At 46.0% G+C, this 17,835-nt stretch carries 20 protein-coding genes and 1 other annotated feature; of the genes, 17 read left to right on the forward strand and 3 right to left on the reverse strand.

Annotated elements, in window-relative coordinates; genetic code table 11:
• Positions 1-19 precede the first annotated feature (19 nt).
• The 12 genes from B9Y93_RS05990 to B9Y93_RS06045 all read left to right on the forward strand — a co-directional run bounded on the left by B9Y93_RS05990 (position 20) and on the right by B9Y93_RS06045 (position 9,863).
• Positions 20-592, forward strand: a complete 573-nt coding sequence (locus B9Y93_RS05990; protein ID WP_085493398.1) for a chromate transporter — start codon at positions 20-22, stop codon at positions 590-592.
• Entirely contained in the window at positions 592-1,146 is a 555-nt protein-coding gene (locus tag B9Y93_RS05995) for a chromate transporter (protein ID WP_085493399.1), read from the forward strand. Before B9Y93_RS05990 ends, B9Y93_RS05995 begins: the two co-directional genes overlap by 1 nt.
• 164 nt (positions 1,147-1,310) lie before the next feature.
• Entirely contained in the window at positions 1,311-2,774 is a 1,464-nt protein-coding gene (locus tag B9Y93_RS06000; protein ID WP_176228859.1) for a nitrilase-related carbon-nitrogen hydrolase, read from the forward strand.
• Positions 2,775-2,785: 11 nt separating this feature from the next.
• Positions 2,786-3,325 carry a LytTR family DNA-binding domain-containing protein gene (locus B9Y93_RS06005; protein WP_085493401.1) on the forward strand — a complete coding sequence of 180 codons (540 nt, stop codon included), beginning with the start codon at positions 2,786-2,788 and terminating at the stop codon, positions 3,323-3,325.
• A gap of 7 nt (positions 3,326-3,332) precedes the next feature.
• A complete protein-coding gene (locus B9Y93_RS06010) occupies positions 3,333-3,752 on the forward strand; it encodes a hypothetical protein (protein WP_085493402.1) in 420 nt (139 codons plus the stop codon).
• Positions 3,753-4,095: 343 nt separating this feature from the next.
• The gene (locus B9Y93_RS06015) at positions 4,096-4,563 is read left to right on the forward strand and encodes an OsmC family protein (protein ID WP_085493403.1); all 468 of its coding nucleotides are present in this window, start codon (positions 4,096-4,098) and stop codon (positions 4,561-4,563) included.
• An 87-nt stretch (positions 4,564-4,650) separates the two neighbouring features.
• Positions 4,651-4,909: a binding site (T-box leader), on the forward strand.
• Between the two features lie 105 nt (positions 4,910-5,014).
• Entirely contained in the window at positions 5,015-6,007 is a 993-nt protein-coding gene (trpS, locus tag B9Y93_RS06020; RefSeq protein ID WP_085493404.1) for a tryptophan--tRNA ligase, read from the forward strand.
• 278 nt (positions 6,008-6,285) lie between these two features.
• On the forward strand, positions 6,286-6,972 hold the full coding sequence (locus B9Y93_RS06025; protein ID WP_085493405.1) for a FadR/GntR family transcriptional regulator: 687 nt from the start codon (positions 6,286-6,288) through the stop codon (positions 6,970-6,972).
• Positions 6,973-6,998: 26 nt separating this feature from the next.
• Positions 6,999-7,781: an ABC transporter ATP-binding protein gene (locus tag B9Y93_RS06030; protein ID WP_085493406.1), complete on the forward strand. Its 783-nt coding sequence runs from the start codon at positions 6,999-7,001 to the stop codon at positions 7,779-7,781.
• A gap of 216 nt (positions 7,782-7,997) precedes the next feature.
• Positions 7,998-8,381 carry a GntR family transcriptional regulator gene (locus B9Y93_RS06035; protein ID WP_085493987.1) on the forward strand — a complete coding sequence of 128 codons (384 nt, stop codon included), beginning with the start codon at positions 7,998-8,000 and terminating at the stop codon, positions 8,379-8,381.
• Positions 8,378-9,244: an ABC transporter ATP-binding protein gene (locus B9Y93_RS06040; protein ID WP_085493407.1), complete on the forward strand. Its 867-nt coding sequence runs from the start codon at positions 8,378-8,380 to the stop codon at positions 9,242-9,244. The genes B9Y93_RS06035 and B9Y93_RS06040 overlap by 4 nt, the downstream gene beginning before the upstream one ends.
• Positions 9,237-9,863, forward strand: coding sequence for an ABC-2 transporter permease (locus B9Y93_RS06045; protein ID WP_085493408.1), 627 nt, complete (start codon positions 9,237-9,239; stop codon positions 9,861-9,863). The genes B9Y93_RS06040 and B9Y93_RS06045 overlap by 8 nt, the downstream gene beginning before the upstream one ends.
• A 329-nt stretch (positions 9,864-10,192) precedes the next feature.
• On the opposite strand, the gene B9Y93_RS06050 is transcribed toward B9Y93_RS06045, so the two are convergent.
• Entirely contained in the window at positions 10,193-11,320 is a 1,128-nt protein-coding gene (locus B9Y93_RS06050; RefSeq protein ID WP_085493409.1) for an amidohydrolase family protein, read from the reverse strand.
• A 593-nt stretch (positions 11,321-11,913) separates the two neighbouring features.
• On the opposite strand from B9Y93_RS06050, the gene B9Y93_RS06055 reads away from it, so the two are divergent.
• Genes B9Y93_RS06055 through B9Y93_RS06075 form a run of 5 tightly spaced genes read left to right on the forward strand, consistent with a single transcriptional unit; the run spans position 11,914 to position 15,760 of the window.
• Entirely contained in the window at positions 11,914-12,291 is a 378-nt protein-coding gene (locus tag B9Y93_RS06055) for a hypothetical protein (protein ID WP_085493410.1), read from the forward strand.
• Positions 12,288-13,616, forward strand: a complete 1,329-nt coding sequence (locus tag B9Y93_RS06060; protein ID WP_085493411.1) for a right-handed parallel beta-helix repeat-containing protein — start codon at positions 12,288-12,290, stop codon at positions 13,614-13,616. The genes B9Y93_RS06055 and B9Y93_RS06060 overlap by 4 nt, the downstream gene beginning before the upstream one ends.
• On the forward strand, positions 13,613-14,215 hold the full coding sequence (locus B9Y93_RS06065; protein ID WP_342351850.1) for a nitrous oxide reductase accessory protein NosL: 603 nt from the start codon (positions 13,613-13,615) through the stop codon (positions 14,213-14,215). The genes B9Y93_RS06060 and B9Y93_RS06065 overlap by 4 nt, the downstream gene beginning before the upstream one ends.
• Positions 14,216-14,244: 29 nt before the next feature.
• Complete coding sequence (locus B9Y93_RS06070) at positions 14,245-15,033, forward strand: ABC transporter permease (protein ID WP_085493988.1); 789 nt, start codon at positions 14,245-14,247, stop codon at positions 15,031-15,033.
• The gene (locus tag B9Y93_RS06075; protein WP_085493412.1) at positions 15,026-15,760 is read left to right on the forward strand and encodes an ABC transporter ATP-binding protein; all 735 of its coding nucleotides are present in this window, start codon (positions 15,026-15,028) and stop codon (positions 15,758-15,760) included. The genes B9Y93_RS06070 and B9Y93_RS06075 overlap by 8 nt, the downstream gene beginning before the upstream one ends.
• Before the next feature lie 50 nt (positions 15,761-15,810).
• On the opposite strand, the gene B9Y93_RS06080 is transcribed toward B9Y93_RS06075, so the two are convergent.
• Both B9Y93_RS06080 and B9Y93_RS06085 read right to left on the reverse strand, forming a co-directional pair.
• On the reverse strand, positions 15,811-16,311 hold the full coding sequence (locus B9Y93_RS06080) for a FixH family protein (protein ID WP_085493413.1): 501 nt from the start codon (positions 16,309-16,311) through the stop codon (positions 15,811-15,813).
• 15 nt (positions 16,312-16,326) lie between these two features.
• Complete coding sequence (locus tag B9Y93_RS06085) at positions 16,327-17,742, reverse strand: PepSY-associated TM helix domain-containing protein (protein WP_085493414.1); 1,416 nt, start codon at positions 17,740-17,742, stop codon at positions 16,327-16,329.
• Positions 17,743-17,835 lie beyond the last annotated feature (93 nt).

Below are 17,835 nucleotides of genomic sequence, written 5' to 3' on the forward strand. Positions count from 1 at the left end.
GGTAGAGGGAGGGGATTTGATGAGCAATCGTCGAAAAGTCAAACGGTATGCCTGGCTGCTTGGCATCAATATGTTTATCAGCGCCTTTACATTTGGCGGCGGATATGTGGTTGTTCCGATGATTCGAAAGTATTTTGTCACTCGAAAAAAGTTATTTAGCGAAGCGGAGCTGATCGATATGGCTGCTGTCGCGCAGTCTTCACCAGGTGCTATCGCAATCAATTTGTCCGTACTTGCAGGATATCGGGTTGCAGGGATATCGGGAGCCGTTATAAGTTGTATTGCAGCTGTTCTGCCATCGCTTGTCATCTTGGCTGTATTCGCTGCGTGCTATGATGCGGTTGCGGCGAACTCGATTGTTGCTGCGGTCTTGAAAGGCATGCAGGCTGGGGCAGCTGCTCTCATTGTCGACTATATGATTGACATGTGCCAGCTTATTGTTAAAGGACGCTCGGCCTTTCGATCTTTGTTGGTACCAGCCGTATTTGTGGCTCATTTTGTTTTTAATATCCATGTAGCCCTTATCCTGACCATTAGCTGCTTGTTAGGTCTCTTAAGAGTGTGGGTGTACAAAAGGAGGCAGTACTCGTGATGGGATTATGGGAACTTTTTAGAGTCTTTGCTCAGATTGGCTTGCTTAGTATCGGGGGTGGTTACGCGATCATCCCGTTCATTCAAGAGCTTGTTGTCCTACAAGAGGGATGGATCTCACAGCAGACGTTTATGGATATCATCACCATTTCTCAAATGACACCCGGTCCGTTAGCAGTCAATACCTCTACGTGGGTAGGCTTACAGATTGCAGGGATGCCTGGTGCAATTGCAGCAACGTTCGGCTGCGTCCTATCAGGTGTGATCCTTTCGCTGGGGATGCATCAATTTTTTCACAGGTTTCATCAATCTGACTATATGCTGGAGACGCTTCAAGTGTTGCGATCGTCGTCACTGGGACTTATTGTTTCTGCCGCGGCAACCTTATTGCTGGGGATATTTCTAAGAACCAATGCAATAAGCTTAGCTGCCAAAATCGATTGGATCGCGATAGCTGTCTTTGCTGGATCATTAATTGTATCAAGAAAATGGAAACTGAACCCGATGCTGATTATGGTTCTGGCAGGAATGGTGGGCGGCCTCGTTGCATATTAAAAAGCCTGTCAGCTGAAGTGGAATACAACATACTCACTTTCCCAGTCCTTAACCGTCCGATTGGTCCGCTTCATGCCATTATATGTCCCTCCTACAGATATTCCATGACTGTATCCTGATTGTTCTCCTATACTTACACAAAACATGTGATGGGAGAGATGAAGATGAAAAAATACAGCCATATTCTTTTATTGGTATTGGGTGGATTATTTATGATGCTGAGCAATGGCAAGTTTTTAATGGCACCCGCAGCTTGGATATTTCCGATACTATTTTTGTATGCGATCGAGAAGATGTCACTTAAAAAAGCGATGCTTACTCTGACGCTTGTAACGGCAGTGAGCAACCAGTTAAGCTTTCACAATATGCTGCCGAGCTTGGACATTCCCATGTTTAGCTATATTCCAGCAATGGCAGGGGCTCTTTATGCGTTCCCGTTTATACTACAGCAGCTAAGCTTTCGTAAAACGAACTCCTTTGTTGCAACATTGATTTTGCCATGTACGTACGCGCTATTAGATTTTAGCAATCTATACTTTAATCCATTTGGAACATTTGGCATCTTAGGATACTCGCAGCACGGCTTTTTGCCAATTGTGCAAGTTGCTTCTGTAGTTGGTGTTACAGGCATTACTTTTTTAATCATGTGGACAGCCTCAATTATTTACTGGCTCCGTTTAGATGTGACGAACAAGAAGAAGCAGCATGTCGCGTTACTTACGGCTGCAGTGCTTATATGCATTGTCACATTAGGTGGATGGCGTGTGGTAACCAACGTAAACACAGAGACCGTCACGGTATCAGGAATCCATACACTAGATCGAACCGATTCTGAGGTGTTGGAAATCTTCAATCTACATGAAAAGGAAAATCGCGATTTCCTTAAGAAAACAGAGGAAAATTTGAATCAATTAATAGAAATGACGATTACGGAGGCGAAGGCAGGAGCGAAGATTATTCACCATTCAGAAGGAGTTGCTATGTTAGATGAGACACAAAAATCACTTTACTTAGACAGCCTTCGCGATGTGGCTAAACAATGGGGCGTATATATTGTTACGGTGCCTTACGTCTTTACTGCTGAAGGTTCGCCAAATGAAAATGTATTGTACATGATTGATCCGTCAGGTGAGGTTGCGTTTGAGCATTTCAAGTACGGCGGCAATCTGATAGAGAGAACCGTAGAAGGGGACAAACAAATTAAATATGCAGATACAGCGTACGGGCGCTTATCAGGAATTATTTGCTGGGATAAAGATTTCCCGGCGATTGTCAACCAAGCAGGAGAGAAGAACGTAGATATATTGTTCATCCCATCAGCGGATTGGAAGGAAATCTCTCCTTATCATACGATTGTGGGTAATTTTAGAGGAGTAGAAAATGGCGCGAACATTGTGACACAGACGGTTAACGGCATGTCGATGATTTCAGATTATAAAGGCCAAACATTAGCTCAAATGGATCATTTCACGAGCGATCAATGGGTTATGCGAGGACAAGTTCCGACAAAGGGCATGGAGACCATGTATTCAAAGTGGGGGAAATATTTCGTTTGGTATATTATAATAACGTTACTTATTTCCGTTGGATATATCCACTTTGATCGCAGGAAAAAGTTCGAATCATAAAAGGAGCCCAAATGAAATTAGGCCTAGTATGCAACAATAACATACGTGATGATGTATTGAATAAATTCCAGTCTTTGAGTATAGAGGTGTATCGAAATGCAGACCTGTATGTCGTGGAAGAAGGGCTTCATACAGGTCTTCTGCCATGTATCGTCTTCCGACCTGATCGGCTTGATGATTTATCGGATATGCTCCAAGCGTTTGCGCCAACGACTACATCTTCAAAAATCGTCGGTTTCAAAGACGATGCCTACCATGTCATCAGCCATGAGGATATCTTTTATTTTGAAGCGCTGGATGCAGGGGTGCTTTGCCATACTCGATCAGATGTATTTCTATTAAAAGAGAAGCTGTATCAATTAGAAGCACGATTGCCAAGTGATCGATATATTAAGGTGAGCCGATCGTTCATTGTTCATATTGATGCTGTGACAAGAATTATCCCGTGGTTCAACCGTAGATTACTGCTCAAATTTGAGCATTCAAAAAAAGAAGTGGAAGTATCAAAAAATTATGTCGGACATTTCAAAGAGTTTCTAGGAATGAGGTAGATGTTCTATGAAAAAATTTTATGCAGAAGCTCTTGTTGTGTCAGTGTTCATCGGAATCTTCATTCGGGTGCTAGCGCTGCTGCTTACAGGACAATCGCTTCTTACAAGTATAGAAGATTACTTTTTTAGTGCTGTCATTGCCATGATCTCCTGCACACTCACGTTCGGTGTACATGTTAAGGTTTTGACAAACAACCAGTATTCTTTTATTACAAAGCATATGATCTCCTCGATGGTTATTATCGCAATATATGTCATTGGTAACCTGTATGCTGGAGGAACAGATGTTATTTTTCAGTGGGAGTTCTACGGTTATGCAATCGCTGTTGTGCTCGTCTCACTGCCTTTGATCCACTATTTTAACAAGCGGATAATGCGATTCAATGAATTTTTACATTTAAAGAAATCCAGACATGCTAGTGAATAAATAATAAAAGACTGAACGGAAACACCTTCAAGTGAAATCCGCTATGTCGTAAGATATAGGGACAATCTCGGAGGTGTTTTTGTCGTGGCAACCAATTTGCACTATTTACATCAGGAGTGAGAAAACCCTCGGGGCTGAGACTATAAATATTTGCACTATTTGTATAAAATGATGCGACTAGTGGAACCACCCTTACACGGTTTGAGCTAAGGGGGGGTTGTTGTGCTATGATTTATCATTGACAGCATTTAACAACTCATATAAAATACATATAATTCACATTAGTTTAGTTGGTTATATGACAAGAATACGAACCTATTACATCGTCAAAGGAGTGTAGAGCATGGCTGCTGTGCAAACGTTCAAAGCAACTGCCCATTTACAAGAAGGTGTTCAAGTTAAAGCTGCCTCCCGTAACTTCGAGTTTATCATTGATGAGCCTAAGAGCTTAGGCGGAACGGATACTGGCATGAATCCTGTCGAAGCGCTGCTCGCTTCATTAGGCGCCTGCCAAGCCATTGTCGCTCGTGTATATGCACCGAAGTTTGGAGTGACGCTCGATGATTTTCGCGTAGAGGTTGAAGGGGATCTCGATCTTGATGGATTCTTCGATCGATCTTCCGTGCGGCCGGGTTACTCTGACATCCGCTACACATTCCGGATCACGACCGATTCTCCTCCACAACAAGTAGAGGCGTTCATCGATTTTCTGGAGAGCAAGTGTCCGGTCGGCGACACCCTTGCACACCCGGTAAATCTAACATTAGCAGGAGTCATCATCGAAAATAAATCTATATTTTCCCAAGATTAATCCAATCCTTATATCCGTACAGATATGAACGTCCATTGACTTTTCTTGAATCTCCGTGTACGATTGTTTCCATTAAAACATGACAGACAAACGATGTTGAAGAAGAGTAAGTACGTATCAGGCCATGAGGTCCAGAGAGTCGGTGGCCGCTGTGAACCGATCCTTACCTGATACGGAATGGGCTTCTGAATCGCAACGCAGAAACGAAACAGTATGTGTTGCCGGGATTCTCTCTCCGTTACCAAGAGAGGAGTATCGATCAGGGGTTAGTTCTCCAATCCGTACTTATGAGTGAATCGCTTCTTGCGATTAATAAAGGTGGTACCACGATAACCTCGTCCTTTGCGGACGGGGTTTTTTTGTATTTTTAAGGAGGTGATGGCCATGGAAGATGGTTGGTGGTGGATCTTAGGTTCAACATATCGATGCAAGATTACAAGGAGGATTTTATATGAAAGAACGGGTACTAACAGGAGATCGAGTGACAGGAAAACTACACCTTGGCCATTACGTCGGAAGCTTAAAATACCGAGTTGAGCTGCAAGATCAATATGAAACATTTGTATTACTTGCAGATGTGCAGGCACTAACGACTCACTTTCTACACCCAGAAATCATTAAAGACAACGTAAGGAATGTAGCATTGGATTATTTAGCTGTAGGTATAGATCCTGAAAAAGCGACCATTTTTGTTCAGTCCTTGATTCCAGAAATTGCGGAATTAACGGTCTATTATTCCATGTTTGTGACGGTCAACTCTCTTCGTCATAATCCTACGATTAAGGCTGAGTCAAAAGCAGGTGACTTCGATGATATGTATTATGGATTTCTTGGATATCCGATTAGCCAGGCAGCAGATATTACCTTTTGTAAAGCCACATTAATTCCTGTCGGCGAGGATCAGCTGCCCCACATTGAGCAAACAAGGAAAATCGTACGTCGATTCAATCAGCTCTATCAGCCTGTCTTAGTGGAGCCAAAGCCGCTTATTGGTGAAGTCCCGCGTCTAATTGGGCTTGATGGAAGCCATAAGATGAGCAAAAGCCTTGGGAATGCCATCCTCTTAGATTCAACAAAAGAAGAGGTGGCTGAAAAAATAAAGAAAGTCAAAACAGACCCTGCCCGAATTCATAAAACGGATCCCGGCCATCCTGAAATTTGCCCCATCTATGCTTATCATCAGGCTTTCCGTAAAGAAAGTTCTGACGAGATCTATCAAAGTTGTACAAAAGGACAAATCGGATGTATGGCCTGTAAACAGAAGATTGCTCAAAGCATCAATGATAGGCTGGATCCGATGCGGGAACGCAGAGCAGCATATCTCGAACATCCAAAGAGAGTCGATGAGATCTTGATGGCGGGTACTGAGAACGCTCGTATCATGGCAAAGGAAACCATGCGAGAGGTGCGAGATGCGATGGGCATGAATTATTTTACTCATTAGTTAGAAGCATACGAATGCCTAACATACTTGATCCCAAGATGATTAAAGAGAAGAAGACCAGCTAAAGCAAATTCAAGAGGACGCTCGTTTTAATTCGACGAGAACGTCCTTTTTTATACAGATGTGAGCACGAACATGCGAATAAACCAATCAGATGTATTCATGTTGGAGAATGGGGTAAGACCAGAATCACCGTTCCACAGCGAACAAAAACTTGTAAATTTTTCTTGTCACCTCATGTCCACAATGCTATTCTACGTAAAAGGGGAGATCATCTGATGTTTAAAAAGGAGTCATTTCAGCCCGTTCAATCCACGAAGTTAGTGGACGATGTTGTGCATCAGATTCAGCAACAAATATCCGCAGGTAAATTCAAGCCTGGAGACAAATTGCCGCCAGAACCTGAGTTAATGCAATTGTTCCATGTTGGTCGATCCACCATTCGAGAAGCAATTCGTGTATTAGTTTCAGCTGGCCTGTTGGAGAAGAGGCAGGGCATTGGCACTACATTAAAAGCAAACACTATTATTCAAGAACCGCTTACCCAGCGCCTGCATCGTGCTAAGCTTATTGAAGTATTTGAAGCTCGAAAGATGATTGATATCGAAATCTCCAGATTGGCAGCGCTGCGGCGTGATGATAACGACTTATCCAATATGCGCAAGCATTTGGATGCAAGAGAGATGGCCTTGCAGCAAAATGACCGTGAGCAGTATGCCAGATCAGATATCGAATTCCATATGGCAATCGCCATTGCAAGTAAAAATGCCGTAATCATCGACTTGTACCGGACATTTTCTCAAGTTTTATCCGATGCAATGAACCAATTGAACCTTAACTACCGTACTCATGATCCTCAATCCCAATACCATGAGCAGGTGTATGAATCCATTAAACAAGGCGATGCTGATCAAGCGGTCAAATGGACGCTGGAAATCCTGAACAGAACGCTGTCAGAGCTATAAATTCTGATATAAGGAGGAAAAAAGACATGATAATCTCACTCACAAATGTATCATGGCGACGTGATGCGACCCTGATCCTTCGCGATATGAATTGGGAAGTGGAACGTGGGCAGCACTGGTGTATCGTTGGACTGAACGGGTCCGGGAAGACGACGATGCTTAACGTCGTGAACGGCTATATCTGGCCAACGACGGGACAGGTCGAAGTGCTGGACCATCGCTTTGGCAATGTGGATCTAAGGGAGCTGCGCAAGCGAATCGGCTGGGTCAGCACCTCGTTGCAGCAGAAGCTGTACGGCCATCAGACTGCCCTGACCATCGTCCTCAGCGGCAAATTCGCTACGATTGGTTTGTACGATCAAACAAACGAGGAGGATCTGAAGCAAGCCGAGGCGTTGATGGAATTTCTAGGATGCTCCTCCTTAGCAGCTCGTACTTATGATACATTATCGCAAGGGCAGCGCCAGAAGATCCTTATTGCTCGTGCACTCATGGCCAATCCCGACCTCTTGATCCTTGATGAGCCTTGCACGGGACTCGACATCTTCGCCCGTGAACAGCTGCTGCAGATGATTGAGAAGATTACGAAGCAGCCTGACGGACCGACCTTGCTGTATGTCACGCATCATATCGAAGAGATCGCGCCTTGCTTCACGCATACGCTGCTAATAAGGAGAGGCGAGATCTACAAAGCCGATGAAACGGCAAATTGCTTGCAATCCGACGTGTTGAGCGATTTCTTCGATACCCCTGTGGAAGTACAGGAGCATCATAACCGCAAGTGGCTGACACTTGCCAGTGATCATTAAGTTATATCGTTCTTATATCATTATATATATCCGCTACGATAACAACAGCTGTCAAGCCAACGCTTGGCAGCTGTTGTGTTATAGAACGGCTGTTGTTGGCGTTCTGGACAAATGGAGAACTTGAATTGATTTTTCATTTATTGACGCATTCGTAAATAGTGTATATAGTATATATATACGGTAGTTACGATAGAGACGGAGATGAGGTGGAGAAACCTGAAGGTTATCATATCGAATGCATCCAGTGATCCAATCTATATCCAGATCATGAATCAGATTCGACAAAGCATTCTGAATGGTGAATTGCATGCTGGCGACAGCCTTCCCTCCATAAGACAGCTGGCCAAGGATTTGCAAGTGAGCGTCATTACAACCAAGCGCGCCTATGAAGAATTGGAGAAGGAGAAGCTGATCGACTCGGTCGTGGGGAAGGGCTGCTTTGTATCCGGAGCCAATAAAGAATTCATTCGCGAACAGCGCATGAAGCGACTTGAGGAGAAAATGATAGAGATCATTCAGGAAAGCCAGGAGATAGGCATGACTCAGCAGGAGGTTGTGGACTATCTGACTTTATTGTACGAGGAGGAGCAGCAGTCATGAATGCATTAGAAGTACGCAATCTAACCAAGGCATACCCCCAATTTAAGGTTGATCAGATCTCGCTTGATGTGAAGCGGGGTTATATTACGGGACTCATTGGTCCTAATGGCGTGGGCAAGAGCACCTTGATCAAGATGATGCTCGGCATGGTCCGACCAGATTCCGGAACCGTGCGAATCCTAGGGTGTGAGATGCCTGCGCAGGAAGTGGAGGTTAAGCAGCGCATCGGCGTTGTGTCCGACGATTGCTTCTATTATGAGCATCTCTCGATTCGCGATATGCAGCAGATGATTGCGCCTTTTTATAGGAAGTGGAGCCATCATACGTTTAACCGATATCTTGAGCAATTCGAATTATCGCCTAACATGAAAATTGAAACATTGTCCAAGGGCATGAAAGTGAAATTCTCCCTTGCCGTCGCATTATCGCATGAGGCAGAACTGCTTATCATGGATGAGCCTACTTCTGGCCTTGATCCTGTGTTTCGCAGAGAATTGCTGGATCTGCTTGCGAATATTTTGCAGGATGAGCACAATTCCATCATTTTTTCGACGCATATCACAACGGATTTGGATCGCATTGCAGATTACATTGCGTTTATCAACCGCGGCAAGCTCGTATTTAGTGAAGCGAAGGATTCCCTGCTCGAGCGATATGCGATTGTTAAGGGCGATTTGCAGCTGCTGGATTCGGATATTCGCAAATTGTTTGTCGGCATGCGTGAAACAGCAGTTGGCTTTGAAGGCTTAGTGGAGGATCGGCAGCAGGCTGCACAGTTGTTTGGTGAACATGTGATATTGGACAAAGCAACCTTAGAAGATATTATGTATTATACGGCGAAGGGAGGGCGTATTCATGCTTAATCTATTACGCAAGGACTTCATTGCCTTAAAAAGCTCGCTATGGATGACATTGCTTTTTCTAGTCGTGTTCAGTGTAGCGTTTATTCCAAAGCTTGAAGTATCCCTTTATCTAGTGGGCATCTATACCGCATTCGCGTCACTTAATCTTGGCACAATGATTGATATCAAAAACCATAACCACAAATTTCTCGTGACCTTGCCTGTAAACCGCAAACAATTGGTTCAAGCCAAATACATAGCAGCCATCATCTATACGTTATTTGGTGTATTTGCTTCGTACGGCATTCACACGCTTGTTACATTCGCGATGCCAGAGCTTCACAAGCCAGAATATTCGGCCATTGACCTGTTAGCTCCTATAGGTATCATGCTTATTCTAAGCGCGATCTACATGCCGCTTTTTTACTCTCTGAGCAAAAAGGGAGCCGCTATCATCAATGTTGTATTTATGATCATCCTAATAGGCTTAGCGCAGCCAACAGCGATCGTGATGAATATGGTGAAAGAAAAGGGGATATCGGATGACCCTATGCTGATACTTGTGCTAATCGGCGTCCTTCTGCTTTTTGCAGCTTCTTATTTTTTAACGGTGCATTTGTTTAAAAGAAAAGATTTTTAGAAGACAGATGTACATCATATCATAGTCCCGCTGCTTCCCGTCATGCTGTTACCAAGTTGAAGGGACGCCACATGAACGTCAACAGACCGAGTGCAGGATCACTTGGTCTGTTTGCTGTCTAGCTTCGCATTGATTGCATTCATGTCTGAATCATACGATAAAGTCTTCCAACGATGCATGATTTCTTGACGATGACTACAACATGATTTTGGGATCTGGAGCATGTTTAGTTGAAATATAAGAATAAACCTCAATTAGTTTACATAATATATATTATGTTTCTAAAAGTCTGCTCCATAAGATATTTGCAAGCTGATTGTTGGACAAGCTTATTCTGACGCTTGATCCGCATCAATGAGAAGCCTGCCTGCTTCCTCTTTGGACATATTCGAAGTATCGAATTTCTTTCCTGACTTATCCTCCAGTTGCGATATGGCAGCAAGCTGCGTTCGTGTTGCTCGTTGTTCGCGGATAAGGCGTTCAATATTGCCTGAAGCGATCTTCTCGGCCACTTCGGGGTCATCAACAACCTCTATCAGCATATAAATCGCTTGAATCGCATCTTCTTCGCTTGAGATGCCGTATCCTGAATCCGTGCCTAGCAGGAACCGATCAGGATATTCCTTGATAACCGGAACATAATCCTCCAGCTTATACGCGCTAGAAGGGTTAAATACCGTAAAGCCTGCAAAAAAATCCGCATAAACATTCGAGTGCGCCTTAAGCAGCGATCGAATGTTGTCGGGAGAATTGAATGCATTGGCATGCGCAAAAATAAAGATCGTATCCGGATACTTTGTTGCTGCTTCCTCCAGCATCTGCATCGGATATCCTGCCGGCGGATCAATGTGCATCAATAGAGGCGCCTTGTACTGCGCACATAACGCATAGATATCAGGCAGGGCGCCATCCATAGGATGCTCTGTCTTCCATAAGGAATGTGCCAGCGCTTCCGAATGCGTAGAAGCAGCAGCGATCTCTCCTAATCCGAAGAAGCCTCGCTCCAGATAATCCTTGGCCATCTGCACTCCATCTGACTCCAAAAGATTAATGCCCGAGGCGAAGGGTATGAAGCGTTCGGGATGCTGCTGATAAGCCTCCCATGCGAGTTTATCCGTATGCAGAGCACTCGGGTCTGATACATTTCCAAACAATACGATCCGATCCACACCATATTGATTCCACATGTCATTCTTCATGCCATTCGCAACATTTGCCGCCCCATGATTATGAGCATCTACCAGCTTCAAGTCTTTGTAGAGTCGGGCCCAATCTTCTAATGACTTCTCCGGCTGATTCGTTGTTGCCGGTGTCAACGGTTCCACTTCATCCTGAGAGACGACTAAATCGGAATTAGACTCTATCGGCTGATTAGACCAATATATGAATGAACCTGCTAAAGCAATAGCTAGTAATGCCACAAGTAATGCTGCGCGTATTTTGGTTTGCTTCGTCATCTTGAACCTCCTAATTGCATGGATTTCATATCTATTTTATTCATTGCTGAGATAGCAGATCGCTTCTATAGGCGAGGGAATTTTTTTGAACTGCATCATAATGAGATATTTTACTCACACAACCATATTTCTACATTTATGTCGCAATTCCTTTCATTCCATTCGGGAAATACCTCCGATAGGGAAAGCATCAGCTATGCGATTCATGGAGGGCTTTCAAAAGTCCATGGCGTCGCAGAATATGCTGAGGCCTTTTTTGAGCAATAGTCAGGGCTACTCAACATCAAGAAATGTACTCCACAATCGAATAAATGAGTGCTCATATGTACTGTGAGTATGATGAACATCGAAACCGCGATTATCGCGGTTTTTTTCTTTATGTTCGCTAGGATTGCCTGAACGAGACATACACCCTCTAGCGCAAAATAAAGATCGTGCCGCACGATAACCATTCATGTTAATCACTTCTTCGGTAATTGGACACATTTCTGTCGAAGTTCATCCCCATAATAGCTCGAACGAGTTATAGGATGAGACATTTTGCATTGCTACAATCTAGAAGTCAAGAAATGCAGATAACAGGTGGTGAAGGAATGAAGCGACAATTTATAGCCTTTGCAGTGATCATGATTGCAATCGCTGCGCTAATGGGGTGTTCTAGTGGAAAGCAAGCAGATATTGAGGCGGCAGATGTCCAAGCCGTGCTTACAACGAAGCCTGAGCGGATTCAAGCTGGGGATCCCGTTGAATTGCGAGTCGCGTTCTCAGGCATAGAGGTCACCAACGAAGCCTCCGTGACCTTTGACTTTCGGACGGAGGAGAAGCCCAAGATGGTTAATGCTTCCTTCGACGGTGATGGAACGTTTGCAGGGGAGTTTACTTTTCCGGAAAAGGGCAAGTATGCCATGTACATTCATTTGTACGCAGATGGCATTCACGTAACGAAGAAAAAAATGGTTGACGTGCAATGAGCAGCTGCCGCAGCTTATGGTTAGCCTGCTTGTTGATAGCAGCAGCGCTTTGGCTGTCTCATGAGAGGGCTATCGCAGCTAATGAAAGCATAAACCTGCAGGCGATCATTGATCAGGCGAAGCCGGGAGACGCCATAGCCCTAGCACCAGGAAGCTATGAAGGTCCAATCATTATCAACAAGCCGCTCACCCTGCGGGCTGAGCAGGAAGGGAGCGTCCAGCTTCATAACAGCAGCTTGAAGCCAGCGGTGCTGATCACAGCTGATCATGTAGCGATAATCGGATTGAGCCTTGTCGATGAGGGGCTTAAGGATGAGCCGACCATACTAGCGACGGGTAATCAAGCCAGCCTCGAAGGACTCCATATTCGAACGGTCTCCATGGGGATTGCCATCCGCGATGCCGATGATGGCGCTGTATCAGACACCACGATTCATTGGGCAGTCAATGGCGTGCGAATGGCCGACAAAGGAAACGGCATCGACATGTTTAATGCAGATCGCTGGACATTGACGAACAATTCGATTCACGATGTCCATGACGGGATTTACTTGGAGAACAGCGATGACATCATCGTCTCAGGCAATGTAATCGAGCGTTCCCGTTACGGTGTTCACTGCATGTATACAAAACGCACGATCATAGAAGGCAATGAGGGGAATCGGAATGTAACGGGTGCCATGGTCATGGCTGCTAAGCAGGTATCTGTTGTTGGCAATACCTTTACGAAGCAAAGTGAGAACGTGAACTCTCAGGGAATTCTGCTCTATGATGCCCATGACACAGAGGTGGCAGATAATACGGTAGATGGGAATCGCGTCGGTGTGTACGTGGAAGAATCCACAAACAACCACTTCCGCAACAACCGAGTTCGCTATAACTTTATTGGTGTTCAATTGATTCAATCTAGCGGCAATACATTAACAGACAATGCCTTTATGGGCAACGTCGCTGATGCTCAAGCGCAGGGAAGCGAAGACAATAGGCTAATGGATAATTATTGGGACAGCTTCCAAGGCCTTGATACTGATGGAGATGGAAGAAGCGATCTCTCCTATGCGATCAATCCGTTTTTTCAGAGCATTGCTAGAAAGCGTCCTGCATTCCAATTGTTTTTCCAGTCGCCAGGCATGATCTTCTTGGAGGGACTCTATCAGACCGATCGAGAACGCTGGACCGAAGATTCAACACCACTGTTGGCTCCGCTAGATCGCCAACTACACCGTGACAAGTCAGGGGATGGCGTTAAAACAGGCTTAATGGGACTCATGCTGCTAGGATGCGCCAGCCTGCTATTTTATAAGATGAGGAGACGAGAAAGATGATGAAAAACAAATCCAGTTGGGGACTATTCCTAATGCTTATCGGAATGCTGGTCTTGCTTGCAGCGTGCGGTGGGGACAAATACGTGCCTCAAGCCATTAATGAGGAGACCGATGTATGCGTCATCTGCAAGATGGCCGTGAAGGATGATCAGTTTGCTACTCAAATTGTGACGAAGGATGGCCAATCGCTCAAGTTCGATGATATTGGCTGCCTGAACAAGTGGAAGGCCGAGAATGGAACAGACACGATAGGGGCTGCGTTCGTGCGCGATTATCACAGCAAGGAATGGATTCCTTATGAAAAAGCATATTACGCGTATGATGCTTCCTATAAAACACCAATGGCTTACGGCATTGTGTCATTTGAAAAAGAAGCTGATGCTAAAGCCTTTATCGAGGAAGAAGGCAACGGCAAGCTGATGACTGCGAATCAATTGGATGATCACTCTTGGGAACGTAACCGTGACATGATGGAGGGAATGGGCGATCATGGCCATTCGCACGGTGATAAAGAGGACCAAACCCACGATATGCCCATGAAAGAAGACGGGCATTCGACTGATAAGGAGCATGAAACCACTGGAGGTCACAACTCGTGAACGAAGTTGGCTATGTTGCTTCTAGAGAAATGAAAATCGGTTTTCGCAATCCATGGGCCTATTCGTTTACGGCCCTTTTTGCTCTATTCATGCTCAGCCTGCTGCTCATTAACGCCCAAGGCTATGTAGAAGGATACTCGGGCAGCAGCAGCACCATGCTCAATCTGGTACTGTACCTTCTTCCGCTGATGGCGCTTATGCTAGGCTCTTTTTCACTGACAGGAGAAAAGGAAGAGGGCAATTGGGAGCTGTTGTCGACTTATCCGCTTGGAACGGGTGCCTTTCTTGCAGGAAAATATATCGGACTGTCCATTGTCCTGCTCGCCATAGTGTGCTTTGGCTTTGGATTGTCTGGCATCGCAGGCTGGTTGATCGAAGGAGGATTCGATTATTCCACCTACAATCGATTGCTGATCTTTTCAATCTGCCTGTCTTTGTTTTTTCTTGGCGCGGCCATGTTGATCGGCACGATCGCTCGCAATCGCTGGCAGGCGCTTACGATGGCAGTAGGGGTATGGTTCTTCACCATTATTGCTTGGCCAGCTGTTCTCATCGCGCTGCTCGGCACCCTGCCTTATCAGTGGATTAAGCCTGCCGTTACCGTGCTGACTTTTCTTAATCCTGCAGAATTAACGCGTCTATTTACGGTCGTTAAGCTCGGAGGAGGCTCTACACTTGGGCCTGAATATTACCAGTGGATGGTTTGGATACAGTCTCCTTGGGGGACTCCGCTGTTCTTCCTTGTGATGCTGATGTGGATTGGCGCTACACAAGGGATTGCTTATTACCAGTGGGAGAGGAGAAGAGGGCATGCCTGATCCATTCATTCATTTTGATGCTGTTCACAAGGCTATCAAAGGGAACACGATTATTGAAGAAGTGAACTTGCAGGTATGTCGCGGCAAGATCGTGGCTCTGTGCGGCGGCAATGGCGCAGGCAAAAGCACGCTTTTGCGCATGCTGGTCGGTATTCTGCGTCCTTCAAGCGGCGTGATTACGATAGATGGGAGAAGCTCGGAAGAGGATCGACGGCAATACGCCAATCTATTGGGGTTTATGCCGGATGATTACCGCTTTAGCGCCGGGCTTACCGCGATGGACACGATGCTGTTCTGGGCCAAGCTTCGCGGACTTGGCAAAGCGCGTACACAGGAGACCTTGTCCATGGTCGGCCTTGCCGATACGGGCAGCAAGCCGGTGACCTCCTTCTCAAAAGGGATGCGACAGCGCCTATTGTTTGGACAAGCTCTGCTTGCACAGCCGCCTCTCATCGTGATGGATGAGCCCACGAATGGCCTAGACCCCTATTGGATGGAGAGCTTCGTCAAGCTCGTTAAGCAAGCAGCAGATCGAGGCCAAACCGTCGTTTTTTCGACGCATCAGCTGCCAATTGCCGAGGCGCTGGCGGATCGAATCGTGTTTTTGCGGGATGGAGTAGTGGTGCAGGACATTGAGAAGGAAGATATTCACAACAAGTTCGGCAGCTCTAGTCTGCAGGAAGCATTTAACGAATTGTTCGGCATTCCGATGTTCTCCTCGAAGTAAGCAAAGCGGCAGCATGTGGCTCCTTGCGAAGACATGCTGCCGATACTTACTTAGTGATGATCGTGTCCGCCGCCGTGGGCAGGTGCTTCACCATCCGCTGCTTGTTGTTCTTCAAGCTCAGCAAGGCTTAGCACGGCTTCTTCGCCAATAGCAAACCGCTTAGCAGGCATCGCCTCAAGCGATCCAGAAACGACATGGCAGCGCACAATATAAATGCCTTCCGTGCTTAATTGGTGCTCAGCCGTATACAGACCTTTTCCATTGGACTCGCCCGGTATTCGCACACGCTCCTCAGGGTGGTTCTCAGGCCATATCTCAAATGTGACTTCGGCTGTATCTACAGGCACCTTATGCTGCTCAACCCGAATGTGAAACGGAGCAGCAAAGTCCAGTGTGAAGGCTTCGGGAAGCTCTATATCCACGGTTAGATGAGGGAGCAAGCCCTTCTCATCCGTTAAGCCCGTATTAGCTGTGCAGGCACTCAAAGCAAGGGCCGCTGTCATCGCAAGTACAAGAGCTGTTTTTCGAATAGGCCGTGATCGTGTATTCATAGGGGGGTTCCTCCTTTATGCTGAAAACCAATGCTTCAGTGGACGAAGTCGGCTGATGATGAGCCAATCAAGCAGCAGCACGATGATTAGCGACAAGCCCACGAGCGGCATTAAAGCTCCTAGAACAAGCATGATGAGCAGGACGCCAATTGTGACTCGTTTATCCTTCGCTTTGCCAGGTGCGCCGAGCTTGCCTTGCGGCTTGCGCTTGCGCCACATGAAATAGGAGCTGATCGCGATAAGGATCACACCGATACAGGTGATCAGGCCAAGCAGCTGGTTGGCGAGTCCAAACAGCCGTCCTTCATGCAATGCGATGCCCATCGTGATGGCCTTAGCCATCAGCCCATAATCTGTGTAACGAACATCCGTTAGAACAGCGCCGCTGTATGGATCGACATGCAGGGTGGCATTATCGCCTGGCTGCGTATGTGAGGTCGAAATCGTGTACACGCCCGTGTCTCCTCTGGGCATCGATATGGTGTATGGAAGGGTAACCTGCTGCTTATCCGCGATAGCGGAAATATCCTGCACGCTAAGCGTCATATACCCTCCGGCAGCCGACTTCGGGACGGGCAGATTCTCAGCGGCCCATGGCACATTGTCAGCGATATCTTTGGTCACCGTTACGGATTCTGGCTTAGCCATGAAGCTCAGCGCATAGGGTGGGTAATTGGTATTGGTCGCATTAGCCAGCCTGTCAATTTGGCCGCCCAAGACGCCTGACCAAGGCAAGCCTGTTGCAATAAGGATTAGGATGCAGATAGAGAGCCAAAAAGCAGGAACAGCATGTAGATCTCTCCAGAATTGTCGGCTGCCTGGCTTATTGAATCGAGGCAGAATGGTACCCCAGATGGCTGATTTATTACGGGGCCACCATAAATACAGTCCAGTAAGCACGAGAATGATTGCCCAGCATGCGGCGAGCTCGACAAGACGATTGGCCCATGTTCCTCCTATGACAAGCTCGCTGTGCATCTTTTTGAAGAAAGCGGAAAAAGTCTCGTCACTGTTCAAGATGCCCGTAATATGTCCGGTGTAGGGATCAGCATACATGATTGTAGATGTTCCGTTGCGATTGGCGGCAAGTGCAAGCGTTGATTGGGGATCATCCGGAAACGTGATGGATGAAATGGTCGTGCCGGGGTAAGCACGCATTGTCTTTGCGATAATCTCATCTGCAGGCAGAGCAGCAGTACCAACCTCACGCACAGTAAGCATGTCCTTGTATAAGTAACCTTCAATCTGCGGCTTGAATAAATACATAGAGCCGCTGAAGGCAAGAATCACGAGGAATGGAGCAAATATCACGCCTGCATAGAAGTGCCAGCGCCATACCGATTGATACAAGGCAGCAAACAGCTTGCTGTTGCTAGATGTGCGAGAATCAGGTGTCTTAGCTTCAGGGGACGAATTTGTCATTGTATTCATATCAATCTCCTCTGTTTAAATTTTAACAATATCTCTATGACGGTTAATTATAATTTGGGAGTTGATGCAGTGCTATGGCTCTTTAGAGCTAAA

It is taken from the genome of Paenibacillus aquistagni, assembly GCF_900177815.1.
In the GTDB taxonomy this organism is placed as follows: domain Bacteria; phylum Bacillota; class Bacilli; order Paenibacillales; family Paenibacillaceae; genus Paenibacillus_B; species Paenibacillus_B aquistagni.

Excerpts from the sequence above, each read along its gene's own strand:
- B9Y93_RS06045 (WP_085493408.1), top strand. The coding sequence starts at position 9,237 with ATGCTTAATCTATTACGCAAGGACTTCATTGCCTTAAAAAGCTCGCTA.
- B9Y93_RS06070 (WP_085493988.1), top strand. The coding sequence starts at position 14,245 with ATGAAAATCGGTTTTCGCAATCCATGGGCCTATTCGTTTACGGCCCTT.
- B9Y93_RS06025 (WP_085493405.1), top strand. The coding sequence starts at position 6,286 with ATGTTTAAAAAGGAGTCATTTCAGCCCGTTCAATCCACGAAGTTAGTG.
- B9Y93_RS06065 (WP_342351850.1), top strand. The coding sequence starts at position 13,613 with ATGATGAAAAACAAATCCAGTTGGGGACTATTCCTAATGCTTATCGGA.
- trpS (WP_085493404.1), top strand. The coding sequence starts at position 5,015 with ATGAAAGAACGGGTACTAACAGGAGATCGAGTGACAGGAAAACTACAC.
- B9Y93_RS06030 (WP_085493406.1), top strand. The coding sequence starts at position 6,999 with ATGATAATCTCACTCACAAATGTATCATGGCGACGTGATGCGACCCTG.
- B9Y93_RS05990 (WP_085493398.1), top strand. The coding sequence starts at position 20 with ATGAGCAATCGTCGAAAAGTCAAACGGTATGCCTGGCTGCTTGGCATC.
- B9Y93_RS06005 (WP_085493401.1), top strand. The coding sequence starts at position 2,786 with ATGAAATTAGGCCTAGTATGCAACAATAACATACGTGATGATGTATTG.
- B9Y93_RS06000 (WP_176228859.1), top strand. The coding sequence starts at position 1,311 with ATGAAAAAATACAGCCATATTCTTTTATTGGTATTGGGTGGATTATTT.
- B9Y93_RS06060 (WP_085493411.1), top strand. The coding sequence starts at position 12,288 with ATGAGCAGCTGCCGCAGCTTATGGTTAGCCTGCTTGTTGATAGCAGCA.
- B9Y93_RS06085 (WP_085493414.1), bottom strand. The coding sequence starts at position 17,742 with ATGAATACAATGACAAATTCGTCCCCTGAAGCTAAGACACCTGATTCT.
- B9Y93_RS06075 (WP_085493412.1), top strand. The coding sequence starts at position 15,026 with ATGCCTGATCCATTCATTCATTTTGATGCTGTTCACAAGGCTATCAAA.
- B9Y93_RS06080 (WP_085493413.1), bottom strand. The coding sequence starts at position 16,311 with ATGAATACACGATCACGGCCTATTCGAAAAACAGCTCTTGTACTTGCG.
- B9Y93_RS06050 (WP_085493409.1), bottom strand. The coding sequence starts at position 11,320 with ATGACGAAGCAAACCAAAATACGCGCAGCATTACTTGTGGCATTACTA.
- B9Y93_RS06010 (WP_085493402.1), top strand. The coding sequence starts at position 3,333 with ATGAAAAAATTTTATGCAGAAGCTCTTGTTGTGTCAGTGTTCATCGGA.
- B9Y93_RS06015 (WP_085493403.1), top strand. The coding sequence starts at position 4,096 with ATGGCTGCTGTGCAAACGTTCAAAGCAACTGCCCATTTACAAGAAGGT.
- B9Y93_RS06055 (WP_085493410.1), top strand. The coding sequence starts at position 11,914 with ATGAAGCGACAATTTATAGCCTTTGCAGTGATCATGATTGCAATCGCT.
- B9Y93_RS06040 (WP_085493407.1), top strand. The coding sequence starts at position 8,378 with ATGAATGCATTAGAAGTACGCAATCTAACCAAGGCATACCCCCAATTT.
- B9Y93_RS05995 (WP_085493399.1), top strand. The coding sequence starts at position 592 with ATGGGATTATGGGAACTTTTTAGAGTCTTTGCTCAGATTGGCTTGCTT.